We start from the raw sequence: 22,049 nt of genomic DNA, 5'->3' as shown, positions 1-22,049 counted from the left end.
CGAATACGATTTGGTACGTTCGCGCCGCAGGTCAGAAACCGGGACCGAAGGGGTTCGTGCCGTGCGCCGTGTCGTCTGTCCGGGATCGTTCGACCCCGTCACCAATGGGCATCTCGACATCATCAGCCGCGCCTCCCGTCTCTATGACGAGGTGGTCGTCGCCGTGCTGATCAACAAGAACAAGAAGAGCCTGTTCACCGTCGACGAACGCGCCGGCATGATCTCCGCGGTCACCAAGGAGTACGGCAACGTCAAGGTGGACACGTTCTACGGGCTCACCGTCGACTACTGCAAGGAGCAGGACATCCCGGTGATCGTCCGCGGGCTCCGGGCCGTCAGCGACTACGAGTACGAACTGCAGATGGCCCAGATGAACCACCGCATCGCCGGCGTGGAGACGCTCTTCATGGCGACGAACCCGGAGTACGCGTTCCTTTCGTCAAGCCTGATGAAAGAGGTCGTGAAATTCGGCGGCGACATCTCCGGGCTCGTCCCCGACATCGTGCACGACCGGCTGGTGGACCGGCTCCGTCAGGACGAGTGACGGCCCCGCGCTGGTGAGGGCGCCGCGAGTTGGGGCAATGGCCGGGTCTTCGGTACCCTAGGACATCGGCCATCACCCGCGGCCGTCATTCTCATGCCTCACGAAAGCAGGAAGCCACTGACACGCCTCGACCCCAACGCCCCACTCGTGCTCGACACCCGAGCGCTGGGCAGGCAACCCGGGTCGTCGCGGGAGGAGCACCTGTCCGTGCCGGCACCGGAGAATTTCGGCGTCGAGATGGTGGGCGTCCCCGAGGGCGCCGCGATCGAGCTGGACATCCGGCTCGAAGCGGTACTCGAAGGGGTGCTCGTCACCGGCACGGCGACGGTCCCCCTCGAGGGGGAGTGCTCCCGCTGCCTCGACCCGATCGCCTCGACCTTCGAGGCGGACTTCCAGGAACTCTTCGTCTACGACGACACCCGCTCCGGCGGGAACGCCGGCGACGAGGAACTCCGCCTCGAGGGCGATCTGATCGACCTCGAACCCGTCCTGCGGGACGCGGTGCTGCTCGCGCTGCCGCTGTCCCCGCTGTGCCGGGAGGACTGCCCGGGCCTGTGCCCGGACTGCGGTGTACGGCTGGCGGACGCCGAACCCGGCCACCGCCACGACGTCGCCGACCCCCGATGGGCGGCGCTGCAGGACATCACCGGCGACCTGGCGCCGGCTCCCCCCGGCCGGGGGGACGGGGGCTCAGGCCCCCATGGTTCATCCGACCGACGAGAAGGAAAGCAGGAGGGCTGACGTGGCCGTCCCCAAGCGGAAGAAGTCGCGCAGCAACACGCGGCACCGGCGTGCGCAGTGGAAGACCGCGGCGCCGAACCTGGTCGAGTGCCCGACGTGCCGCGACCACAAACTGCCCCACACCGCCTGCGCGACGTGCGGCACCTACGACCGGCGGCAGGTCATCACCCCGTCGTCCTGAACGAACACCTTTCATCCTCGGCCGCCGGTACCCGGTGACGGCTCCGGCGGCGGGCCGGATGAAAATCTTCGGTCTTCTCGCATCCTGGGGGGCGGATCCGCGCGGACGGCGCGGCCCGCCCCCCGCGATGCGGCAGGACGGGCACCCGACCACCGGCATCCCGACCACCCCGGCGCGCGACGTCGGCGTGGTGAGCGGCGCGGAGACTGCGCCCGGAGCCGTGGTGCACGCCGGGATCACCGACCGGCGCGCACCTCGTCTTCGCGGACCCTCCCCGCCGAGCGTCCTCGCCGTCCCGGCCGCAAGGCCGCGCGCCACATGAGCGACCGCGCCCAGCGCGCGGTGCACGGCCCGCGAGGAGGGCTTGTGAGCGGCAAGAAAAGCGACCCCGCGCCGGAGCGCGCGGAACTCAGCGACGCGCTCGGCGTCGCCGTGACGGACGACCTGCTCGAACGCGCACTCACCCACCGTTCCTACGCCTACGAGAACGGCGGGCTCCCCACCAACGAGCGCCTGGAGTTCCTCGGCGACTCGGTGCTCGGCCTCGTCGTCACCGACACCCTGTTCCGGGGCCACCCCGACCTGCCCGAGGGGCAGCTGGCCAAGCTGCGCGCCGCCGTGGTCAACATGCGGGCCCTCGCGGGCGTCGCGCGGGGCCTCGGCGTCGGCGCCCACATCCGGCTCGGCCGCGGCGAGGAGGGCACCGGCGGCCGCGACAAAGCGTCGATACTGGCCGACACGCTGGAGGCGCTGATCGGCGCGGTCTACCTCGACCGCGGCCTCGACGAGGCGTCCGCCCTGGTGCACCGGCTCTTCGACGGGCTGATCACCCGCTCGGCGGGCCTCGGCGCCGGCCTGGACTGGAAGACCTCGCTGCAGGAGCTCACCGCGGTCGAGGAACTCGGCGTCCCCGAGTACCACGTCGCCGAGAGCGGCCCCGACCACCAGAAGACGTTCCGCGCCACGGTCCGGGTCGGCGGGACGAACTACGGGGCCGGTGAGGGCCGCAGCAAGAAAGAGGCCGAGCAGCACGCCGCCGAGGCCGCCTGGAACGAGATCCGCCGGATCGTCGTGGAGCGCGAGTCCGCCGAGCAGGCCGAGGATGCCGAGCAAGCCGAGGAGGCCGGCCGGCGGCAGGCCGGTCAGGCGGCCCAGACCGGTGCCTGAGCTTCCCGAGGTCGAGGTCGTCCGGCGCGGCCTGGAACGCTGGACGGCCGGCCGCACCATCGCCTCCGCCGAGGTTCTGCACCCGCGGTCGGTGCGCCGCCACGAGCCCGGCCCCGCCGACTTCGCCGGACGCCTCGCCGGCCGCACCGTCCTGACGCCCCGCCGCCGCGGCAAGTACATGTGGCTGCCGCTGGGCGCGGACGGCGGCGGCGCGCCGGGGGAGGCGATGCTCGCCCACCTCGGGATGAGCGGCCAGCTGCTCGTCGGCGAACCGGACCGGGAGCGCGAGAAGCACCTGCGGGTCCGGATCGGCTTCGACGACGGCGGCCACGACCTCCGCTTCGTCGACCAGCGCACGTTCGGGCATCTCATGGTCACCGACCTGGTGCCGGACGTGATCGGCGGGCCGGACGGCCCCGGGCTCGTCCCCGAGCCGATCGTGCACATCGCCGCCGATCCGCTGGAGGACGCCTTCGACGCCGAGGCGTTCTTCCGCGCCCTCCGCCGCCGCAGGACCGGGATCAAGCGGGCCCTGCTCGACCAGTCCCTGATCAGCGGCGTCGGCAACATCTACGCCGACGAGGCGCTGTGGCGGGCCAGGCTGCACTGGGCGCGGCCCACCGAGACGATGACGCGGGCGGAGGCCACGCGCGTCCTGGAGGCCGCACAGGACGTCATGGGCGCCGCCCTGGCCGTCGGCGGGACGTCGTTCGACAGCCTGTACGTCAACGTGAACGGCGAGAGCGGCTACTTCGAACGGTCCCTGGACGCCTACGGGCGGCGCGACGAGCCCTGCCGCCGCTGCGGTACCCCGATCCGCCGCGACGAGTTCATGAACCGCTCGTCCTACACCTGCCCCGTGTGCCAGCCGCGTCCCCGCAGGGCACGGTATTAGGGCGACCGGGGCCACGATCGAGAGGGGGACGGAATGGACGGCGGCGACGAGGACATCGTCCGGCTGACGGCCTGGGTGCGCGGCCACGTCCAAGGGGTCGGTTTCCGCTGGTGGGTGCGGGCGCGTGCGCTCGAACTCGGCCTCGACGGCAGTGCCGCCAACCTGGCCGACGGGCGCGTCGAGGTCGTCGCCGAAGGCCCCCGCCGGAAATGCCGGCGGCTCCTTGACCTGCTGGACGGCGACGCTTCCGCGTCCGGCCGCGCCCGTCATGTGCCCGGGCGGCCCGGCAAGGTGACGGGCGTGATCAGCCGCTGGAGCGAGCCGCGCGGGGAGGGCTCCGGTTTCCACGAGCGGTGACCGGGTAGGGGGTTCCGGTTTATACCTGCTAAACTAGTAGAGGAAGGTTGTTACCGGCCTGTGATGTGCGTCTTGACCAGGACACCGGCCGGTGCGACTCTAGACGATACGCGCACCGACTTCAGCTGATTCTCGTGCGCGATCCCTGCTGGTTACTCAGCGTGGAGGACCCTTAGTCATGGCGAAGGCTCTACTCGGCCACGTCGGCGGTCCCGACCCCCGGATGGTCGCGGAGATGCGGCGCCTTCAGCAGCGCGTACGTGATCTGGAAGCCGAGCTCGTACGGCTTCAGGCAGAGAACGACGCGCTCGCGACGGCGCCGGACGACGATGTGATGTCCCTTGCGGTCAAGGACCGTGAACCCGCGCTGACCTGATCGGCGCCTTTCTCAAGAGTGACAGGGACGCCATGACCTGGCGTCCCTGAAGTTTTTCTCCGGCTCCTCCTCATTCGGCTGTCACGGGCCCGTCCGTGTATCGGACCGCCTGCAGTGCGCAAAGGCGATCGCACGCAGTGACCGACGGTGGATGGCCGCCAAGGGCCGAAGGAGGAGGGCACTGCCATGAGCAGGTGTACCCTCGGGCTGATGTACGGGGAACGGTCAGGATTCGGTCAAACCTTAGCGCGCATTCTGTCTGTCCGAATCTGATGGCATCTGTAGCAATCGGCCGTATTTGGGGCATCCGGTGGTTCATGACCGCCGTGACCCGAATCCAGGGTGGTGACCGCGCGTCCCGCGCCCGAGTCGACCCCGGCCGTTGTATAACGAACACGGCCGCCCGGCCATCGCCCAGTCACCCCAGGAGGACGGCGGACGCGTGTACCTGAAGAATTTGACGCTGCGCGGCTTCAAGTCCTTCGCGTCCTCCACCACGCTGAAGTTCGAGCCGGGCATCACCGCCGTCGTCGGGCCGAACGGGTCGGGCAAGTCCAACGTCGTCGACGCGCTGGCCTGGGTGATGGGGGAGCAGGGCGCCAAGTCGCTGCGCGGCGGCAAGATGGAGGACGTCATCTTCGCCGGCACCGCCAGCCGGGCACCGCTCGGCCGGGCCGAGGTCGTGCTGACGATCGACAACGCCGACGGCGCACTGCCCATCGACTACACCGAGGTCACGATCAGCCGGCTCATGTTCCGGTCCGGCAGCAGCGAATACGCGATCAATGGTGACTCGTGCCGGCTCCTCGACATCCAGGAGCTGCTGTCGGACTCCGGCATCGGCCGCGAGATGCACGTCATCATCGGGCAAGGGCAGCTCGACCGCGTTCTCCACTCGGGTCCCGAGGGGCGCCGGGCGGTGATCGAAGAGGCCGCCGGCGTCCTGAAGCACCGCAAGCGCAAGGAGAAGGCGCTCCGCAAGCTGGACGCGATGCAGGGGAACCTGACCCGCGTCCAGGACCTCACCGGTGAGCTGCGCCGCCAGCTGAAGCCGCTGGGGAAGCAGGCCGAGATCGCGCGCAGGGCCGCCGTCATCCAGGCCGACCTGCGCGACGCCCGGCTGCGGCTGCTGGCCGATGACCTGGTCACCCTGCGGACGAGGCTCGAGCAGGAGGCGGCCGACGAGGCCGCCGTCCGGGAGCGCCGCACCGAGACGGAGCGGGCGCTGAACGAGGCGCAGGAACGTGAGGGCGTGCTGGAGGCCGAGGAGGCCGAGCAGGCGCCCAGGCTCGCGCTCGTCCAGGACACGTGGTTCCGGCTGTCGGCGTTGAAGGAGCGGCTGCGGGGCGTCGCCGACCTTGCGGCCGAGCGGCACCGCAACGCCGCCGAAGCGCGCGAGGAGGAGCGGCGGGGGCGCGATCCCGAGGACATGGAGCGTGAGGCCGCCGAGATCCGTGAGCAGGAAGAGATGCTCCGGGCGGCGCTGGAGGAGGCGCAGGACGGGCTGTCGGCGGCCGTCGAGGAGCGGTCGGGCGCCGAGGAGGCGCTGGCCTCCGAGGAACGTCGGCTGCAGGCCGCCGCGCGCGCCGCGGCCGACCGGCGGGAGGAGCTGGCACGGCTGCGGGGGCGTGTCGAGGCGCTGCGCAGCAAGGCCGCGGCCGGACGCTCGGAGATCGGCCGGCTCGCCGACGCGCGGGAGGAGGCCGGGCAGCGCGCCGAGTCCGCGCAGGCCGAGTTCGAGGCGTTCGAGGCCGAGGTCGTGGAGGACCCGGAGCTGGCCGCCGAGCACGAGGTGGTCCAGGAGGCGCTCGCCACCGCCAAGGACGCCGCCGAGGCGGCGCGGGCGGCGGTGGAGGGGCCGCGGCGGGCCCTGAAGGAGGCCCGGTCGGCGGTGGGCTCCGCGCGGTCGGCGGATCAGGCCGCGCAGAAGAGGGTCACGGCGCTGCAGGCCCGGATCGAGGCGCTCAACCTGACGCTGGCCAGCGCCGCCGACGGCGGGGAGGCCCTCCTCGCCGCCGGGGCGGACGGTTCGCTGCAGGGTGTTCTCGGGACGGTCGCGTCGCTGTTGAACGTCCGTCCCGGGTACGAGACGGCGATCGCGGCCGCGCTCGGCAACGCGGCCGAGGCCATCGCGGTCGGCTCCCTGGATACGGCCGAGGCCGCGCTGACGCTGCTGCGCTCCCGCGACGCCGGGCGTGCCGGGCTGCTCATCGGCGGGGGAGCGGCCGTGGCGGGCGGGCGGCTTCCCGGGGTCGACTACGCGGCCGACGCCGTCACGGTGCCGGACGTCGTGCGTCCCGCGGTCGAGCATCTTCTGCGTGACGTCGCCGTGGTGGACGATGTCCCGTCCGCTGCGGGGCTGGTCCGCAGGGAGCCTTCTCTGCGGGCCGTCACACGTGATGGGGAGCTTGTCGGCGCGCACTGGGCTCAGGGCGGCGCGGCGGGTGGAGGGCAGAGCCTCCTGCAGATGCGCGCGACGCTCGACGAGGCCACCGAGGATCTGGCGGCGGCCGAGACGGCGGCCGGTGTCGCGGCCGACGACCTCACGGCGTCCATCGAGCGCGAGCAGGCGGCGCAGACGGCGGTGGAAGCCGCCGAAGCGGCAGCCAACGAGACCCAGTCAGGGGTCAACCAGGCGCAGGCGGACCTTGACCGTGTCCGCGCGCGCTTGCGTGAGTTCGACGCGCAGGCCGCTCAGGAGGCCAAGCGCGCCGCCCGTCTGGAGGCCGACGTCCGTGCGGCGCGTGGCGAGGCGGAGCGGCTGACCAAGGCGCTCGACGCGGCCGGCGAATCCCTGGAACGCGATACCGAGGCGGCCGAGGAACTGGCGATGCGGCTCGCCGAGTCGGAGGAGGCCGCGGAGGTCGCCGACGAGGCCGGGCACGACACGGAGGCCCGCGACGAGCTGAACGCCCGCTGCCAGGAACTGCGCACCGCGGAGATGGAGTCGCGGCTGACGGTCCGCACCGCCGAGGAACGCGTCCAGGCCATCTCCGGCCGCGCCGACGCGCTCGAACGAGGCGCCCAGCGCGAGCGCGAGGAACGCGCTCACGCCGCCCGGCGCCGCGCCCGCCGCGAGGAGCAGGCCAGGGTCGCCAAGGCCGTCCACCGGGGCGCCAGGACCGCCCTGGACCGCATCGAGCACTCCCTGGCCGCGGCCGTGCGGCGGCGGGAGGCCGCCGAACAGGCCAAGGCCGCCCGCGAGGCGGAGCTGAAGGTCGTCCGCACCCAGGTCCGCGAGCTGTCCGGGACGCTCGAACGCCTGGTCAACGTCGTGCACGGCAACGAGGTGGCCCGCGCCGAGCAGCGGCTCCGGCTGGAGCAGTACGAGCAGCGGGCCCTGGAGGAGTTCGGCCTGGAGGTCGAGTCCCTGGTGTCGGAGTACGGGCCGGACCAGCCCGTCCCGCCCGATCCCGACAAGGGCGAGGACGCGCGGCCCGCGCCGTACGAACGGGCCGTCCAGGAGAAGCGCGCCAAGAGCGCCGAGCGGCAGCTCAACCAGCTCGGCAAGGTCAACCCGCTCGCGCTGGAGGAGTTCGCCGCGCTGGAGGAGCGGCACGCGTTCCTCACCTCGCAGCTTGAGGACCTGAAGAAGACCCAGCGGGAGCTGCTCGGTCTCGTCAAGGAGGTGGACGAGCGCGTCCAGCAGGTGTTCGGCACCGCCTACGACGACACCGCCCGCGAGTTCGAGCGCATCTTCGCGCGGCTGTTCCCCGGCGGGGAGGGCAGCCTGTCGCTCACCGAGCCGGACGACATGCTCGCCACCGGCGTCGAGGTCGCGGCGCGCCCGCCTGGCAAGAAGGTCAAGCGGCTGTCGCTGCTGTCGGGCGGCGAGCGGTCCCTGGTCGCGATCGCGTTCCTCGTCGCCGTCTTCAAGGCCCGCCCGTCGCCGTTCTACGTCCTGGACGAGGTCGAGGCCGCGCTGGACGACACCAACACGCAGCGGCTGCTCACCGTCTTCGAGGAGCTGCGCGAGGCGTCCCAGCTGATCGTGATCACTCACCAGAAGCGGACCATGGAGGGCGCGGACGCCCTCTACGGTGTCAGCATGCGCGGCGACGGCGTCACCCAGGTGGTCAGCCAGCGGCTGCGCGACTGAGGGTTCGTCCGCGGATTTCAAATAATCGCAATACCGGTCACCCTTTCTTTTGGAACGCTACATCGCCCAACGTTTAGCATTTCGGACGGGCCATGAGATGTGGTCTTCCTCATTTTCGGGCTCAGATAACTGCTCGGTCACGACGCATTCGCGCCGGTGGCGGGGAAGCGGCGCGACCGCCGTGCACCGACCGTGACCCCGCGGCGACGCTGGCGGACTTGTGCGGGTCGGACCCATCCACTACGCATATGCACCGTCGGTTCTCTGCTCCCTCGCCGGACAAACCCCGCCCGGTACGGAGAACCGTCTGGAAGGTGACGCCTGTGGACCCCCAGAAACTCAAAGACAATTTCGCTCTCGTCGGCACGAACGGCATCGATGTCGCCGAATATTTCTACGCCGACCTTTTCGCGCGGGAACCGCAGCTCAGGTCGATGTTCCCGGCGGCGATGACCAAGCAGCACGAGGTCCTGCTCGGCGCGCTGTCCCAGATCGTCTCGACCGTCGACGACACCGAGGCGCTCATCCCGTTCCTGCGGGACCTCGGCCGGCGGCACCACGGCTTCGGGGTGCTCGGCGACCACTACGCCCCCGTCGGAGCCAGCCTCCTGGCGACCCTCGCCTACTTCAGCGGCCCCGAATGGACCGAGGACCTCGAACGCGACTGGACGGCCGCCTACGGCCTCGTCGCCAAGGTCATGGCGGAGGCCGCGGCCGAGCCCGTCTCCTGATCCGGCCGCCACCCGATCCGACATGGACGCCCAGCGCCTCAAGGACAGCTTCGACCACGTCGCCGGACAAGGCGACCAGGTCGCGCTCTTCTTCTACTCCGACCTCTTCGTCCGCAACCCCCACCTGCGCGACATGTTCCCGATCGGGATGAGCGGCCAGCGCGACAAGCTGCTGCGCGCCCTCGGGCACATCGTCTCCCAGGTCGACGACCTGCCCGCCCTCGTCCCGTTCCTCCAGCAGCTCGGCCGCGACCACCGCAGGTTCGGGATCGTCGCCGAGCACTACCCGCACGTCGGCGCCAGCCTCCTCGCCACCCTGCGGCACTTCTGCGGGCCGTCCTGGACCGACGACGTCGAGGGCGACTGGAACGCCGCCTACAGCCTGGTCGCCAAGGTCATGCTGGAGGCCGCCGACGAGAACGCCCTCACGAGCCCCGCCTGGTGGAACGGCCAGGTCGTCGGGGTCGAACGGCGCCGGTTCGACATCAGCGTCCTGCGCGTCCAGCCCGACCGGCCGCTGCCCTACCGGCCCGGCCAGTCGGTCGCGCTGGAGGTGCCGTCCCGGCTGCGGCACTGGCGCTACTACTCGATGGCGAACGCGCCCCGTCCCGACCACACCGTCGACTTCCACGTCCGGCTCGTCGACGGCGGGCCGGTGAGCCCCGTGCTGGTCCGCGGCATCGACACCGGCGACCGGGTCCGCATGGGCGCCCCCGTCGGCACGCTCACGCTGGACGAGGCGTCCGGACGGGACGTCCTCCTAGTGGCGGGCAGCACCGGCCTGGCCCCGCTCAAGGCGATCCTGGAGCAGATCTCCCGCCGCACCGCCCCTCCGCGCGTGCAACTGTTCTTCGGCGCCCGCACCAGGGACGGCCTGTACGACCTGGAAGACCTGACCAAACTGGCCGGAGAGTTCCGCTGGCTCACCGTCGTGCCCACCGTGTCGGACGAGCCCGGCGGCCACGGCTTCTCCGCCCTGCTCCAGTCGGGGCTCCAGCCGGGGCTCCAGACGGGCGACGGTGACGTCGAGCACGGAAATCTGTCGGACGTCGTGGCCAGGCACGGCCCCTGGGACGGCCACGACGCCTACGTGTGCGGGCCGTCCGCGATGGTCGGGCACACGGTCGAGCAGCTCGTGCGGCTCGGCCTCGCGCGTGACCGCATCAGGCTGGAAACCTTCGCAGACGCACAGAGGTGAGCGCGATGAACTCCCCGAACCTTCCCGTCGTCTCCGAGGGCACGCGGCTGACCCCCGGCGAACTGCAGTCGGTGGTCTTCGCCCGAGCCGCCCTCGGCCGCCGCGGATACGACGAGGAGCAGGTCCGCAACTTCCTGGCGTACGTCGAGCGGGAACTCGTCCAGATCTTCGGCGACAAGGCGGCCCTGGCCGAAGAGGTCAACCGGCTGCGCGCCCAGGCCGCCAAGGGCACGCCCGGCGTGATGGCGCCCGAGGACGCCCACTTCCAGGCCGTCCGCATCCTGTCGCAGGCCCAGCAGACCGCCGACCTGTACGTCGCGGACGCCGAGCGCTACACGCGCGAGCTGGCCCACGAGGCGAGGCTGCACCGGGAGGCGATCCTGTCCGACGCCAAGGGACGCGCCGAGCACATGCTGGAGGACGCCCACCGCAAGGCCGCCGCGGTCGCCGACGCCGCCGTCCGCAACGCCGAACAGGCCGCGCCGCCGCCCGTCATCCGCCAGGAGGCCCTGCCGGCCGACGAGCGCCGCGCCATGGAACGGGAGATCGCCTACCTGCGCACCTACAGCGACGTCTACCGCACCCACCTCCGCTCCTACCTGGAGGCCCTGTTGCGGAACGTCGACGAGTGGGAGAACTCAGAGCGCGCCTCGTTGCCGGCCTCCGGCCCAACACAGTGACCAGCTCACACCCGACCCCGGCAGGTTGAACCTCAACCATCGGAGCACGGGTCGGGCGGCCGGAGGGCGCCCAGCGCCCGGAGGCCGCCCGGCCCGCCGAGCCGGGCGACCACAGCGACACGCCACTAACCTGCACGGTCACAACAAACCGAAACCGTGGCGCGAGGATCGACCGGCTCGCGACGGGGGTTCCAGGGGGTCGCCCCCCGGGCAGGCACAGACCGGCTCGCAACGGGGGTTCCAGGGGGTCGTCCCCCTGGGTAGACACTGTCTGGAAAACTGGGGGCGCTATGGAATATCTGATCGTCATCGCCGCGCTGGCCGCGGTCGCACTGATCGTCGGCGGCGTCATGCTGCTGCGGCCCCGCCGCGGGCGGCCGCGGCCGCCCGCCGAGCGGCCCACGGAACGGGCGGGAGGCGCGACCGCCGCCGACGAGGCGGAGGGCGGCGCCGCCACCATCGAGAAGGCGCCGCCGACGGAGGTGCCGCCGCCGCGCCCCACGGTCGAGATCGAGAAGCCGCCGCCCGGTGCGGGCCGGCTGGTCCGGCTGCGCGCCCGCCTCGCCCGCTCCCAGAACACCTTCGGCAAGACCCTCCTGGTGCTGCTGTCGCGCGAAACGCTCGACGACGACGCCTGGGAGGAGATCGAGGACACCCTGATCACCGCCGACATGGGCGCCGCCGTGGCCCGCCAGGTCACCGACGACCTGCGGACCCGGGTCCAGGTCCTCGGCACCCGCGAGGTGGGCGAGGTCCGCGCGCTGCTCAAGGAGGAGCTCGTCAAGCAGATCGGCTCGGACCTGGACCGCTCCCTGCACACCGAGACGCCGGGCGACCGTCCCGCGGTGCTGATGGTCGTGGGCGTCAACGGCACCGGCAAGACCACCACCTGCGGCAAGCTCGGCCGCGTCCTGGTCGGCGACGGCAAGACCGTGCTCCTCGGCGCCGCCGACACCTTCCGCGCCGCCGCCGCCGACCAGCTGGAGACGTGGGGCAACCGGGTCGGGGCGCAGGTCGTCCGCAAGGAGGAGGGCGCCGACCCCGCCAGCGTCGCGTTCGACGCCGTCAAGCAGGGCATCGACACCAAGGTCGACGTGGTGATCGTCGACACCGCGGGCCGGCTGCACACCAAGACGGGGCTGATGGACGAGCTGGGCAAGGTCAAGCGCGTCATCGAGAAGCAGGCCGCGGTCGACGAGGTCCTGCTCGTCCTGGACGCCACGACCGGGCAGAACGGCATGCAGCAGGCCCGGGTCTTCGCCGAGGTCGTCAACATCACGGGCATCGCGCTGACGAAGCTGGACGGCACCGCGAAGGGCGGAATCGTCGTCCAGGTGCAGCGCGAGCTGGGCGTCCCGGTCAAGCTGGTCGGGCTGGGCGAGGGGCCGGACGATCTGGCCCCGTTCGAGCCCGAGGCCTTTGTGGACGCGATCCTGGGAGACTGAAAAAGGGTCCAATATCGCCTAAATACGGCATGTGAGGTTTTGGAAACACCGGTGAAACACACCGGGGTCGGTTTTCACACCGGGGAAACGTAAGAGCCCCTCGGGTGAAACGGCCGCGCCAGAGTCTCTGAGCAGTCACGTTCCCCGGCGAGGAGGGACTCTCTCAGAGATGAAGATCGATAGCGGTAACACCGCCTGGATGCTGACGAGCACGGCGCTCGTTCTGCTGATGACACCGGGCCTGGCCTTCTTCTACGGCGGCATGAGCCGGGCCAAGAGCGTGCTCAACATGATGATGATGAGCTTCGTCAGCATCGCCGTCGTCGGCATGGCGTGGGTCGTCTACGGCTGGTCCCTCGCCTTCACCTCCGGCGGCGGGCTCAGCTCGTTCATCGGCGGGTTCGGCGAATGGGGACTGGTCGGCCTGGAGACCGCCGCCACGGCCGACGACGGCACCGGCATCCCGAAACTGGTGTTCGTGGCCTTCCAGGCGACGTTCGCCATCATCACCGTCGCGCTCATCAGCGGCGCGGTCGCGGACCGTGCCAAATTCGGGGCCTGGGTCCTGTTCACCCTGGCCTGGGTGACGCTCGTCTACTTCCCGATCGCCCACTGGGTCTGGTGGTCGGACGGTGAAGAGGGCGGCAAGGCCGGCTGGATCTTCGAACTCGGCGCCCTCGACTTCGCGGGCGGCACCGTCGTCCACATCAACGCCGGAGTCGCCGCCCTCGCCCTGGTACTCGTCCTCGGCAAGCGCAGGGGCTGGCCGAAGGAGCCGATGCGCCCGCACAACCTGCCGTTCGTCCTGCTCGGCGCCGGGCTCCTGTGGTTCGGCTGGTTCGGGTTCAACGCCGGCTCGGCCGTGGCCGCCAACGAACTCGCCGGCGTCGCGTTCATCAACACGCTCGCCGCGACCTGCGCCGCCGCGTTCGCCTGGATCGTCGTGGAGAAGCTGCGGGACGGCTCGTCCACCACGCTCGGCCTCGCGTCCGGCGTCGTCGCCGGCCTCGTCGCCATCACCCCGGCCTGCGCCTTCGTCACCCCGCTCGGCGCCATCGTCATCGGCCTCGTCGCCGGCGCTGTCTGCGCCTTCGCGGTCAGCCTCAAGTACAAGCTCGGCTACGACGACGCGCTCGACGTGGTCGGCGTCCACATGGTCGGCGGCATCGTCGGCGCCCTGCTGATCGGCCTCCTGGCCACCACCGCCGTCAACGACGGCGGCGCCGACGGGCTGTTCGCCGGCGGCGGCCTGTCGCTGCTCGGCAAGCAGGCGGTGGCCGTCCTGGCCACCCTCGCCTACTCGTTCGTCGTCACCTACCTGATCGCCAAGCTCATCGACCTGGTGATGGGCTTCCGCATCGCCGAGGACGACGAGGCCGCCGGAATCGACAGCACCGCGCACGCGGAGACCGCCTACGACTTCGGCACCATCCGGACGGGCGGGGGTCCCGGTGCGACCCTGGCGGCGGCCGCCGCGCCCGCCCCCGCCGCGGACGCGGCGAAGTCCGAGAACGCGGCCGAGTCCGAGAAGGCGGAGAAGTCCGAGGACGCGGCCAAGAAGGTGGAGGCGTAGGAGATGAAGCTCATCACGGCGGTCATCAAGCCGTTCAAGCTCGACGAGGTCAAGAAGGCCCTGGAGACCTTCGGGGTCAAGGGCCTGACCGTCAGCGAGGCGAGCGGCTACGGCCGGCAGAAGGGCCACACCGAGGTCTACCGCGGCGCGGAGTACCAGGTCGACCTGGTGCCCAAGCTGCGCGTCGAGGTCCTCGTCGAGTCCGAGGACGCCGACGACATCATCGACGTGATCGTCAAGGCGGCCCGCACCGACAAGATCGGCGACGGCAAGGTGTGGGCCGTCCCGGTCGACACCGTCGTCCGCGTCCGCACCGGCGAGACCGGCCCGGAAGCCCTCTGAGGCGCCCCGGTGACCCTCGCCGCCCCACCTCCCGGAGACCGCCGGCCGGGCCGTCCCGGGCCCGGCGGCCCCGGGACGGCCGGGGACGCGGCCCGTGCCGCCCTCGCGGCGGCGCGGGCCGCGCGCGCCGCCGAACTGGACCGCTGGCTCGGCTCGCTCCTCGCGGACCGCGACGTCCCCGGCGACGTGGCGCTCGCCGCGGTCGGCAGCCACGCCCGCCGCGAACTGACGCCCGGCGGCGACCTCGACCTCGTTCTCCTGCACCGCGGCCGCGCGGACGTCGCCGGCATCGCCGACCGCCTCTGGTACCCGGTCTGGGACTCCGGGCTCCGCCTCGACCACTCGGTCCGCACCGTCCACGAGGCCCGCACCGTGGCGCGCGGCGACATGAAGGCCGCCCTCGGACTCCTGTCCGCTCGCCGGATCGCGGGCGACCACACGCTCGTCGACGAACTGCGCACCGCCGTCCTCACCGACTGGCGCGCCGACGCCCCCGTCCGGCTGGCCGAACTGTCGGCGATGTGCCGTGAACGCTGGGACGCCCAAGGCGAACTGGCGTTCCTCCAGGAACCCGACCTGAAGGAGGCGCGCGGCGGGTTGCGTGACGTCCACGTCATGCACGCCGTCGCCGCCTCCTGGGTGGCGTCCGCCCCCGGCGCGCGGGTCCGGGCGGCCCACGACCTCCTCCTCGACATCCGGCACGCCTTGCACGAGGTCACCGGCCGGTCCACCGACCGCCTCGTCCTGCAGGAACACGAGCCGGTCGCCCGCGCCCTCGGCCTCCCGGACGCGAACGCCCTGCAACGCTCGATCGCGGAGGCGGCCCGCACGATCACCTACGCGGCCACCCACCTGTGGCGCCGCGTGGACCGCTTCACCAAAACCCACCCCCACCGTCCCAGAACCACGTCCCCCACCCCGACATCCACTGGCCCGACCTCCCCGGCCCCAACACCGCCTGCCACGACCCCGCCCAACCCGGCGTCCCGTGGGTCGATCTCGCAGGACGAGCGCCACGACCTTGAGCGCCACGACCTTGAGCGCCACGACCTTGAGCGCCACGACCTTGAGCGCCACGACCTTGAGCGCCACGACCCTGAGCGCCACGACCCTGAGCGCCACGACCCTGAGCGCCACGACACTGAGCGGCGGGGTGTTGAGCGGCGGGGTGTTGAGCGGCGGGGTGTTGAGCGCCACGACCCTGAGCGGCCCGGTGTGGAGCGGCCCGGTGTTGAGCGGCATGGCCTTGAGCGGCATGGCCTTGAGCGGCGGGGTGTTGAGCGGCGGCCCGTCGGGGACGGCGCCGTCGAGCATGAGGGCGAGGTCGTCCTGGCGCGGAACGCCGACCTGAACGACCCCGCGCTCGTGCTCCGCGTCGCCGCGGCCGCCGCCCAGGCGGGCCTGCCGATCGCTCCCGCCACGGTCGCCCGGCTCGCCGAGCGCGCCGTCCTGCCGCGTGCGCCTTGGCCCGCCGACGCCCGCGACGCACTCGTGTCCCTGCTCGGCGCCGGGCCCGCCGCCATCGGCGTCTGGGAGGCCCTCGACCAGGCCGGGCTGATCGTCCGGCTGCTGCCCGACTGGGAACACGTCCGCAACCGTCCGCAGCGCAACCCCGTGCACCGCTTCACCGTGGACCGCCACCTGGTGGAGGCCGCTGCGGGAGCGGCCGCCCTCACCCGCGAGGTCGCCCGGCCCGACCTGCTGCTCGTCGGAGCCCTCCTGCACGACATCGGCAAAGGCCGGCCCGGCGACCACTCCGCCACCGGTGCCGTCATCGCCCGCGACATCGGCGTCCGCCTCGGCTTCCCCGACGACGACGTCCGGGTCCTGGAGACGCTCGTCCGCCACCACCTGCTGCTCCCTGAGACCGCGACCCGCCGCGACCTCGACGACCCGGTGACCGTCCAGACCGTCACCGCCGCCGTCTCGCGGGTGCCCGGCCGCGAACGCGAGATCATCGACATTCTCGCCGCCCTCGCCATCGCCGACGGCAACGCCACCGGACCCGCCGCCTGGGGCGCCTGGAAGGCGGGCCTGGTCGCAGAACTCGCCCGCCGCGCCGCCGCCGCTCTGTCCGGCGGAACACCGCCGCCCGCTCCGTCCCTCGGCCCCGACCAGCTGGCCCTCGCCCGCCACGACGGCGCCGCCGTCCGCGTCACCGGGTCCCGCATCACCATCGCCGCCCCGGACCGTCCCGGCCTCCTGTGGCGCGCCGCGGGCGTCCTGGCCCTCCACCGCCTGGCGGTGAAGACGGCCCGCACAACCTCCTCCGCGGAAGGCTCCGGCGGGACGGCCGTACTGGACTTCACGGCCGTGCCCGAGTACGGGACGCCGCCGGATCCGGCCAGCCTGGAGGCGGATCTGCGGCGCATGCTCGCGGACCGGCTCGACGTGGCCGACCGCCTCGAACGCCGCGCCCGGTCGGCGCGGGTGCGTCCGGGCGTGACGGTCCCCCCGCCGCGGGTGATGATCGTGGACGACGCGTCCCGCACCGCCACCGTCGTCGAGGTGCGCGCTCACGACCGGCCCGGGCTGCTTTGGCGGATCGGGCAGGCCCTGGGCGCGAGCGGCCTGCAGGTTCGCGCCGCGCAGGTAGACACCCTCGGCGCCGAGGCCGTGGACGTCTTCTACGTAGTGGACGAGCAAGGCCGCCCCCTGGACGATCCCGCAGCCCTGGAGGCCGCCCGCGTCGAGGTACTGGCAGCTCTGCAGTAGCTTCATCCGCTCGTCGAACACGCAACCGTCTCCGCCGGGTCTCCTGGGAACAGGATCGTGCTCGGGGTCGGAGGAGTGATCCGTCCCGGGTGGGAGTCGACCGTGTCCGCGCATGGCCTGGGTGATCACGGGCGTTTATGGGGGCTACGCGGAGCACGCGCGTTAGATCTTGTGGAGCCGCCGTCGCCAGGGGAGAAGGCGGAGAGGACGAGCGCCTTCCGAACGGGCTTGGCGAGAGGGGTGGGGCTTGGCCGGTGACCCGATACGCTGATAGGCGATCCCAGACGCTTTCCAAGGACGGTCCAGACACGTGTTCGAGACGCTCTCCGACCGGTTGACGACGGTCTTCTCGTCGCTGCGCAGCAAGGGCCGGCTCTCCGAGGCCGACATCGACGCCACGGCCCGCGAGATCCGGATCGCGCTGCTTGAGGCCGACGTCGCCCTGCCCGTGGTCAAGGACTTCATCGCGGAGGTCAAGGAGCGGGCGCGGGGCTCGGAGGTCTCGCAGGCGCTGAACCCGGCACAGCAGGTCGTCAAGATCGTCAACGAGGAGCTCATCAACATCCTCGGCGGCGAGACCCGCCGGATCAGGCTGGCCAAGACCCCGCCCACCGTGATCATGCTCGCGGGCCTGCAGGGCGCCGGTAAGACGACCCTCGCGGGCAAACTGGCCCGGTGGCTGAAGCAGGAGGGCCACGCGCCGATGCTCGTGGCCGCCGACCTGCAGCGTCCCAACGCCGTCCAGCAGCTCGAGGTCGTCGGCGAGCGCGCCGGGGTCCCGGTGTTCGCGCCCGAGCCCGGCAGCGGCGTCGGCGACCCGGTGGACGTGGCGCGCCGGTCGATCGACCAGGCCCGGCACGCCCAGCACGACGTCGTCGTCATCGACACCGCGGGACGTCTCGGCATCGACACCGAGATGATGCAGCAGGCCATCGACATCCGCGACGCCGTCGACCCCGACGACGTGCTGTTCGTCGTCGACGCCATGGTCGGCCAGGACGCGGTCAACACCGCCCAGGCGTTCATGGACGGGGTCGGCTTCGACGGCGTCGTCCTCACCAAGCTCGACGGCGACGCCCGCGGCGGCGCGGCGCTGTCGGTCCGGCACATCACCGGCCGGCCGATCATGTTCGCCTCGACCGGCGAGAAGCTCGAGGACTTCAGCGTCTTCCACCCGGACCGCATGGCGGGCCGGATCCTCGACATGGGCGACATCCTCACCCTGATCGAGCAGGCCGAGCAGGCGTTCGACGCCGAGCAGGCCGAGAAGATGTCCACCAAGTTCGCCTCGGGCGAGGACTTCACGCTCGAGGACTTCCTCGAGCAGATGATGATGATCCGCAAGCTCGGCCCGATCGGCAACCTGCTCGGCATGATGCCGGGCATGGGCCAGGTCCGCGATCAGATCAGCCAGATCGACGACAAGGACCTGGACCGCATCGCCGCGATCATCCGCTCGATGACCCCGCAGGAACGCTCCCAGCCCAAGATCATCAACGGTTCGCGCCGGGCCCGCATCGCCCGCGGTTCGGGCGTCGGCGTCGGCGAGGTCAACAGTCTGGTCACCCGGTTCTTCGACGCGCAGAAGATGATGCGCCAGATGGCCGGCGGAATGGGCATCCCCGGCATGCCCGGCGGACGGAAGAAGGCGACCAAGGCGGCGAAGGCGTCCAAGAACAAGAAGGGCAAGCAGCGCAGCGGCGACCCGCGCAAGCGCGCCGCCGGCAAGGGGCGCCAGGACGACCAGCAGCCCGCGGCCGACGGCATGCCCCAGGGCCTGCCGCCCGGTCTCGGCGGCGGTCAGGGCGGGCTTCCCCCCGGCCTCGGCGGCCAGCTCCCGCCCGGTCTCCAGATGCCCGACCTGAGCAAGCTCCAAGGCCGCAAGAAGAAGTGACCGCGCTCGTCCCGGTCTGGGGGCCGGGCGGTGGCGGCGGAGGCCGCCGGGTTCCGGACACGGCATCGTGCGATTGCGCGTTTGCCGCCATCGTCTGGCAGAATGACTTGCTGGAAACCCCGGATCGTGAGGCGCCCTCTCTCGTCCTGCGCGGCCGGAGTCCATCGGGCGGCCGTTGGCCGGTGTTCCCCACCTGGCGCGGGCCCGCCCACCCTGTAATGAAGTCTGGAGTACACCACACCCGTGGCAGTCAAGATCAAGCTCAAGCGTCTGGGGAAGATCCGGAACCCGCAGTACCGGATCATCGTCGCCGACGCCCGCACCAAGCGTGACGGGCGCGCCATCGAGGAGATCGGGCTCTACCAGCCCAAGCAGGAGCCGTCGCTCATCAAGATCGACTCTGAGCGGGCGCAGTACTGGCTCGGCGTCGGCGCGCAGCCGACCGAGCCCGTCCGCAACCTGCTGAAGATCACCGGCGACTGGCAGAAGTTCAAGGGCGAGCCGGGCGCCGAGGGCACCCTCAAGGTCGCAGAGCCGAAGGCCGACAAGAAGGCCGTGTTCGAGGCCGCCGTCAAGGAGTCGATGGGCGACGTCGAGGCCGCCGCTCCCGCGACCAAGGGCAAGAAGAAGGCCGAGCCGAAGAAGTCCGAGGCGAAGGCCGCCGAGACCACCGAAGCTAAGAGCGAGGGCTGACAGTGCTCGAAGAAGCGCTCGAGCACCTGGTCCGCGGGATCGTGGAGAACCCGGACGACGTCCGGGTCCGCGCCCGCCGGATCAGGGGCGGCCGGGTCCTCGAGGTGCGCGTGCACCCCGAGGACCTCGGGAAGGTCATCGGCCGCAGCGGTCGCACCGCCAAGGCCCTGCGCACGGTGATCAGCGCCCTGTCCGGGGGCCGCTATGTGCGCGTTGACCTGCTCGACGTCAACGAGGTCCGCTGAGTGGCGTTCCGATGAGCGAACCGCTCGTGGTGGGACGGATCGGACGGGCGCACGGCGTCCGCGGTGAGGTCGCCGTCGATGTCCGCACGGACGAACCGGAATCCCGGTTCGCCGCGGGCACGCAGATCGTCACCGACCCGCCGGCCGCCGGCCCCCTCACCATCGAGCGTGTCCGCTGGCATTCGGGACGCCTGCTCGTGCGCTTCGCCGGGATCGGCGACCGCGGCGCCGCGGAGGAACTGCGCGGCACCTGGCTCGTCGTCGACCCCGGTGACATCTCCCCGTCCGCCGACCCGGACGACTTCCACGACCAGGAACTGATCGGCCTCGCCGTCGTCACCGCCGACGGCGCCGACGTCGGCCAGGTCGCCGACGTCCTCCACCACGGCCAGGACCTCCTGGTCGTGCGCGGCGACGCCGGCGAGAAGCTGGTCCCGTTCGTGGCGGCACTCGTCCCCGAGGTGGACGTCCCCGGGGGGCGGCTCGTGATCGACCCGCCCCCCGGACTGCTCGACCCATCATGAGACTCGACATCGTCACGATCTTCCCCGAGTACTTCGCCGCCCTGGACATCTCCCTCCTCGGCAAGGCCCGCCGGGCCGGACTGCTGGACGTGCACGTCCACGACCTGCGCGACTGGACCAACGACCGGCACCGCACGGTGGACGACACCCCGTACGGCGGCGGCCCCGGCATGGTCATGAAACCCGAACCCTGGGGCGAGGCCCTGGACACGATCGTCCCGCCCTCACCGTCGGGCACACCGGTTTCATCACCACCGCCGCACGCGAACGATCCCCGGACGCCTCCATTCCCTTCCGGTCCGGCGTCCCAGCACCCAACAGGCTCCGGCGGAGCATCCTCCGCCCCACCGCCCTCCGCCGCGGCGCCTTCAGGCATGCCGCCTCGGGGTGCGGCGCCCTCGACCCCACAGTCCCTGAATCCAGCGTCCCCCGATGCGGCGCCTTCGGGCGCGCCGTCTTGGAGCGCGACGTCCTCCGGTGCGGATTTCTCGGCTTCGATCGCGGCCCCTGGACCGGGAACTTCTGAGACGGTTTCCAGCGGGGCGGCGACCGGCCGGGCGGGCCCCGGGGCGGTGCCGCGGCTGATCATTCCGACGCCGAGCGGGCGGCCGTTCACCCAGGCCGACGCGGCCCGCTACGCCGCCGAACCCTGGCTGGTGTTCGCCTGTGGCCGCTACGAGGGCATCGACACCCGCGTCGCAGAGGAGGCGCGTACCCGGATGCCCGTGGACGAAGTCAGCCTCGGCGACTTCGTGCTCGCCGGCGGAGAGGTCGCCGTCCTGGTCATGGTGGAGGCGATCGGGCGCCTCGTGCCGGGAGTGCTCGGCAACGCCGACTCGGTGGCCGATGACTCGTTCGCGCCGGGCGCGATGGAGTCGCTGCTGGAGGGCCCCGTTTACACCAAGCCTCCCGTCTGGCGTGATCGCCCCGTCCCGGACGTCCTCCTGTCCGGACACCACGGCGCGATAGCCCGCTGGCGCCGCGACGAGGCACTGTGCCGCACCGCGCGGCACCGTCCCGAACTGCTCGCCCGCCTCGCCCCGGAGGACCTCGACGAGCGGGATCGCGCCGTGCTGCGCGAGGCCGGTTTTCCGGTTGACGGCGAAGGTATGGCAGACTAAAGCGTCCGTGCGTCCAGATCGCACGGCACCCCACGACCACTTTCCGCGGCGCGACGCCCCCACGAAAGATCCACCGGGGCCTCTCGACGCCCGCGTTCGACCATGAGGAACCGCAGCGATGCACACCCTGATCCAGGAGATCGAGAAGGCCGCGATGCGCGCCGACGTGCCGGACTTCCGTCCGGGCGACACGCTGAAGGTGCATGTGCGTGTCACCGAGGGTAACCGGAGCCGAATCCAGGTCTTCCAGGGCGTGGTGATCCGGCGGCAGGGCGGCGGCGCCCGCGAGACCTTCACCGTCCGCAAGGTCAGCTACAGCGTCGGCGTCGAGCGGACGTTCCCGATCAACAGTCCCTCCATCGACAAGATCGAGGTCGTCACCCGCGGCGACGTCCGCCGCGCCAAGCTCTACTACCTGCGCAACCTGCGCGGCAAGGCCGCGCGCATCAAGGAGAAGCGCGACCACTGAGCCCCGTCTCCTCCGCCGCCGAGACCGCGATCCATGTGCCCGCCGAGGATGAGAAGGGC

At 71.7% G+C, this 22,049-nt stretch carries 20 protein-coding genes and 2 pseudogenes; all 22 read left to right on the top strand.

Going from position 1 to position 22,049, the window contains the following annotated elements; translation table 11 throughout:
* Nucleotides 1–61: 61 nt before the first annotated feature.
* The 22 genes and pseudogenes from coaD (at nt 62) to rplS (ending at nt 21,990) form a co-directional block, all read left to right on the top strand.
* Nucleotides 62–544: a pantetheine-phosphate adenylyltransferase gene (gene coaD / locus AB0C35_RS05825; protein WP_358451046.1), complete on the top strand. Its 483-nt coding sequence runs from the start codon at nt 62–64 to the stop codon at nt 542–544.
* A gap of 93 nt (nt 545–637) precedes the next feature.
* Entirely contained in the window at nt 638–1,285 is a 648-nt protein-coding gene (locus tag AB0C35_RS05820; RefSeq protein ID WP_358451044.1) for a YceD family protein, read from the top strand.
* Between the two features lies 1 nt (nt 1,286).
* Nucleotides 1,287–1,466: a 50S ribosomal protein L32 gene (gene rpmF, locus AB0C35_RS05815; RefSeq protein ID WP_358451043.1), complete on the top strand. Its 180-nt coding sequence runs from the start codon at nt 1,287–1,289 to the stop codon at nt 1,464–1,466.
* Nucleotides 1,467–1,832: 366 nt separating this feature from the next.
* Nucleotides 1,833–2,633 (top strand): ribonuclease III, encoded by an 801-nt coding sequence (gene rnc, locus AB0C35_RS05810; protein WP_358451041.1) that lies wholly within the window; start codon nt 1,833–1,835, stop codon nt 2,631–2,633.
* Nucleotides 2,626–3,528 (top strand): bifunctional DNA-formamidopyrimidine glycosylase/DNA-(apurinic or apyrimidinic site) lyase, encoded by a 903-nt coding sequence (mutM, locus tag AB0C35_RS05805; protein ID WP_358451039.1) that lies wholly within the window; start codon nt 2,626–2,628, stop codon nt 3,526–3,528. The genes rnc and mutM overlap by 8 nt, the downstream gene beginning before the upstream one ends.
* A gap of 33 nt (nt 3,529–3,561) precedes the next feature.
* Nucleotides 3,562–3,885: an acylphosphatase gene (locus tag AB0C35_RS05800; RefSeq protein WP_358451037.1), complete on the top strand. Its 324-nt coding sequence runs from the start codon at nt 3,562–3,564 to the stop codon at nt 3,883–3,885.
* 178 nt (nt 3,886–4,063) lie between these two features.
* Nucleotides 4,064–4,261 (top strand): hypothetical protein, encoded by a 198-nt coding sequence (locus tag AB0C35_RS05795; protein ID WP_083946295.1) that lies wholly within the window; start codon nt 4,064–4,066, stop codon nt 4,259–4,261.
* Between the two features lie 442 nt (nt 4,262–4,703).
* Entirely contained in the window at nt 4,704–8,360 is a 3,657-nt protein-coding gene (gene smc / locus AB0C35_RS05790; RefSeq protein WP_358451035.1) for a chromosome segregation protein SMC, read from the top strand.
* Between the two features lie 323 nt (nt 8,361–8,683).
* A complete protein-coding gene (locus AB0C35_RS05785) occupies nt 8,684–9,091 on the top strand; it encodes a globin domain-containing protein (RefSeq protein ID WP_358451033.1) in 408 nt (135 codons plus the stop codon).
* Nucleotides 9,092–9,113: 22 nt separating this feature from the next.
* Nucleotides 9,114–10,289: a globin domain-containing protein gene (locus AB0C35_RS05780; protein WP_358451031.1), complete on the top strand. Its 1,176-nt coding sequence runs from the start codon at nt 9,114–9,116 to the stop codon at nt 10,287–10,289.
* A gap of 5 nt (nt 10,290–10,294) precedes the next feature.
* Nucleotides 10,295–10,969 (top strand): DivIVA domain-containing protein, encoded by a 675-nt coding sequence (locus tag AB0C35_RS05775; RefSeq protein ID WP_358451029.1) that lies wholly within the window; start codon nt 10,295–10,297, stop codon nt 10,967–10,969.
* 290 nt (nt 10,970–11,259) lie between these two features.
* Nucleotides 11,260–12,414 carry a signal recognition particle-docking protein FtsY gene (gene ftsY / locus AB0C35_RS05770; protein ID WP_358451027.1) on the top strand — a complete coding sequence of 385 codons (1,155 nt, stop codon included), beginning with the start codon at nt 11,260–11,262 and terminating at the stop codon, nt 12,412–12,414.
* Nucleotides 12,415–12,583: 169 nt separating this feature from the next.
* On the top strand, nt 12,584–13,987 hold the full coding sequence (locus tag AB0C35_RS05765; RefSeq protein ID WP_358451025.1) for an ammonium transporter: 1,404 nt from the start codon (nt 12,584–12,586) through the stop codon (nt 13,985–13,987).
* Nucleotides 13,988–13,990: 3 nt separating this feature from the next.
* On the top strand, nt 13,991–14,329 hold the full coding sequence (locus AB0C35_RS05760; protein WP_132158442.1) for a P-II family nitrogen regulator: 339 nt from the start codon (nt 13,991–13,993) through the stop codon (nt 14,327–14,329).
* Nucleotides 14,330–14,338: 9 nt separating this feature from the next.
* Nucleotides 14,339–17,044, top strand: coding sequence for an ACT domain-containing protein (locus tag AB0C35_RS05755; protein ID WP_358451024.1), 2,706 nt, complete (start codon nt 14,339–14,341; stop codon nt 17,042–17,044).
* A gap of 310 nt (nt 17,045–17,354) precedes the next feature.
* Entirely contained in the window at nt 17,355–18,938 is a 1,584-nt protein-coding gene (ffh, locus tag AB0C35_RS05750; protein WP_358451022.1) for a signal recognition particle protein, read from the top strand.
* A 243-nt stretch (nt 18,939–19,181) separates the two neighbouring features.
* A complete protein-coding gene (gene rpsP / locus AB0C35_RS05745; RefSeq protein WP_358451020.1) occupies nt 19,182–19,631 on the top strand; it encodes a 30S ribosomal protein S16 in 450 nt (149 codons plus the stop codon).
* A gap of 2 nt (nt 19,632–19,633) precedes the next feature.
* Entirely contained in the window at nt 19,634–19,876 is a 243-nt protein-coding gene (locus tag AB0C35_RS05740) for an RNA-binding protein (protein ID WP_021598307.1), read from the top strand.
* An 11-nt stretch (nt 19,877–19,887) separates the two neighbouring features.
* A complete protein-coding gene (gene rimM / locus AB0C35_RS05735) occupies nt 19,888–20,400 on the top strand; it encodes a ribosome maturation factor RimM (RefSeq protein ID WP_358451017.1) in 513 nt (170 codons plus the stop codon).
* Nucleotides 20,397–20,642, top strand: a pseudogene (locus AB0C35_RS05730) (tRNA (guanosine(37)-N1)-methyltransferase TrmD); the annotation flags it as partial. The gene rimM and the pseudogene AB0C35_RS05730, both read left to right, overlap by 4 nt.
* 333 nt (nt 20,643–20,975) lie before the next feature.
* Nucleotides 20,976–21,521 (top strand): annotated as a pseudogene (locus AB0C35_RS05725) (tRNA (guanosine(37)-N1)-methyltransferase TrmD); the annotation flags it as partial.
* Between the two features lie 118 nt (nt 21,522–21,639).
* The gene (gene rplS, locus AB0C35_RS05720; protein ID WP_089312872.1) at nt 21,640–21,990 is read left to right on the top strand and encodes a 50S ribosomal protein L19; all 351 of its coding nucleotides are present in this window, start codon (nt 21,640–21,642) and stop codon (nt 21,988–21,990) included.
* Nucleotides 21,991–22,049 lie beyond the last annotated feature (59 nt).

The organism is Spirillospora sp. NPDC048819 (assembly GCF_040650055.1).
Classification (GTDB): Bacteria; Actinomycetota; Actinomycetes; order Streptosporangiales; family Streptosporangiaceae; genus Spirillospora.
Note: the sequence above shows the minus strand (reverse complement) of the source record. Positions and strands in the feature narration are given on the sequence as shown.

What these genes read in the sequence shown, in the direction of transcription:
- AB0C35_RS05820 (WP_358451044.1), top strand. Translation starts at nt 638, where the DNA reads ATGCCTCACGAAAGCAGGAAGCCACTGACACGCCTCGACCCCAACGCC.
- AB0C35_RS05800 (WP_358451037.1), top strand. Translation starts at nt 3,562, where the DNA reads ATGGACGGCGGCGACGAGGACATCGTCCGGCTGACGGCCTGGGTGCGC.
- AB0C35_RS05795 (WP_083946295.1), top strand. Translation starts at nt 4,064, where the DNA reads ATGGCGAAGGCTCTACTCGGCCACGTCGGCGGTCCCGACCCCCGGATG.
- AB0C35_RS05780 (WP_358451031.1), top strand. Translation starts at nt 9,114, where the DNA reads ATGGACGCCCAGCGCCTCAAGGACAGCTTCGACCACGTCGCCGGACAA.
- AB0C35_RS05775 (WP_358451029.1), top strand. Translation starts at nt 10,295, where the DNA reads ATGAACTCCCCGAACCTTCCCGTCGTCTCCGAGGGCACGCGGCTGACC.
- ftsY (WP_358451027.1), top strand. Translation starts at nt 11,260, where the DNA reads ATGGAATATCTGATCGTCATCGCCGCGCTGGCCGCGGTCGCACTGATC.
- AB0C35_RS05765 (WP_358451025.1), top strand. Translation starts at nt 12,584, where the DNA reads ATGAAGATCGATAGCGGTAACACCGCCTGGATGCTGACGAGCACGGCG.
- AB0C35_RS05760 (WP_132158442.1), top strand. Translation starts at nt 13,991, where the DNA reads ATGAAGCTCATCACGGCGGTCATCAAGCCGTTCAAGCTCGACGAGGTC.
- rimM (WP_358451017.1), top strand. Translation starts at nt 19,888, where the DNA reads ATGAGCGAACCGCTCGTGGTGGGACGGATCGGACGGGCGCACGGCGTC.
- rplS (WP_089312872.1), top strand. Translation starts at nt 21,640, where the DNA reads ATGCACACCCTGATCCAGGAGATCGAGAAGGCCGCGATGCGCGCCGAC.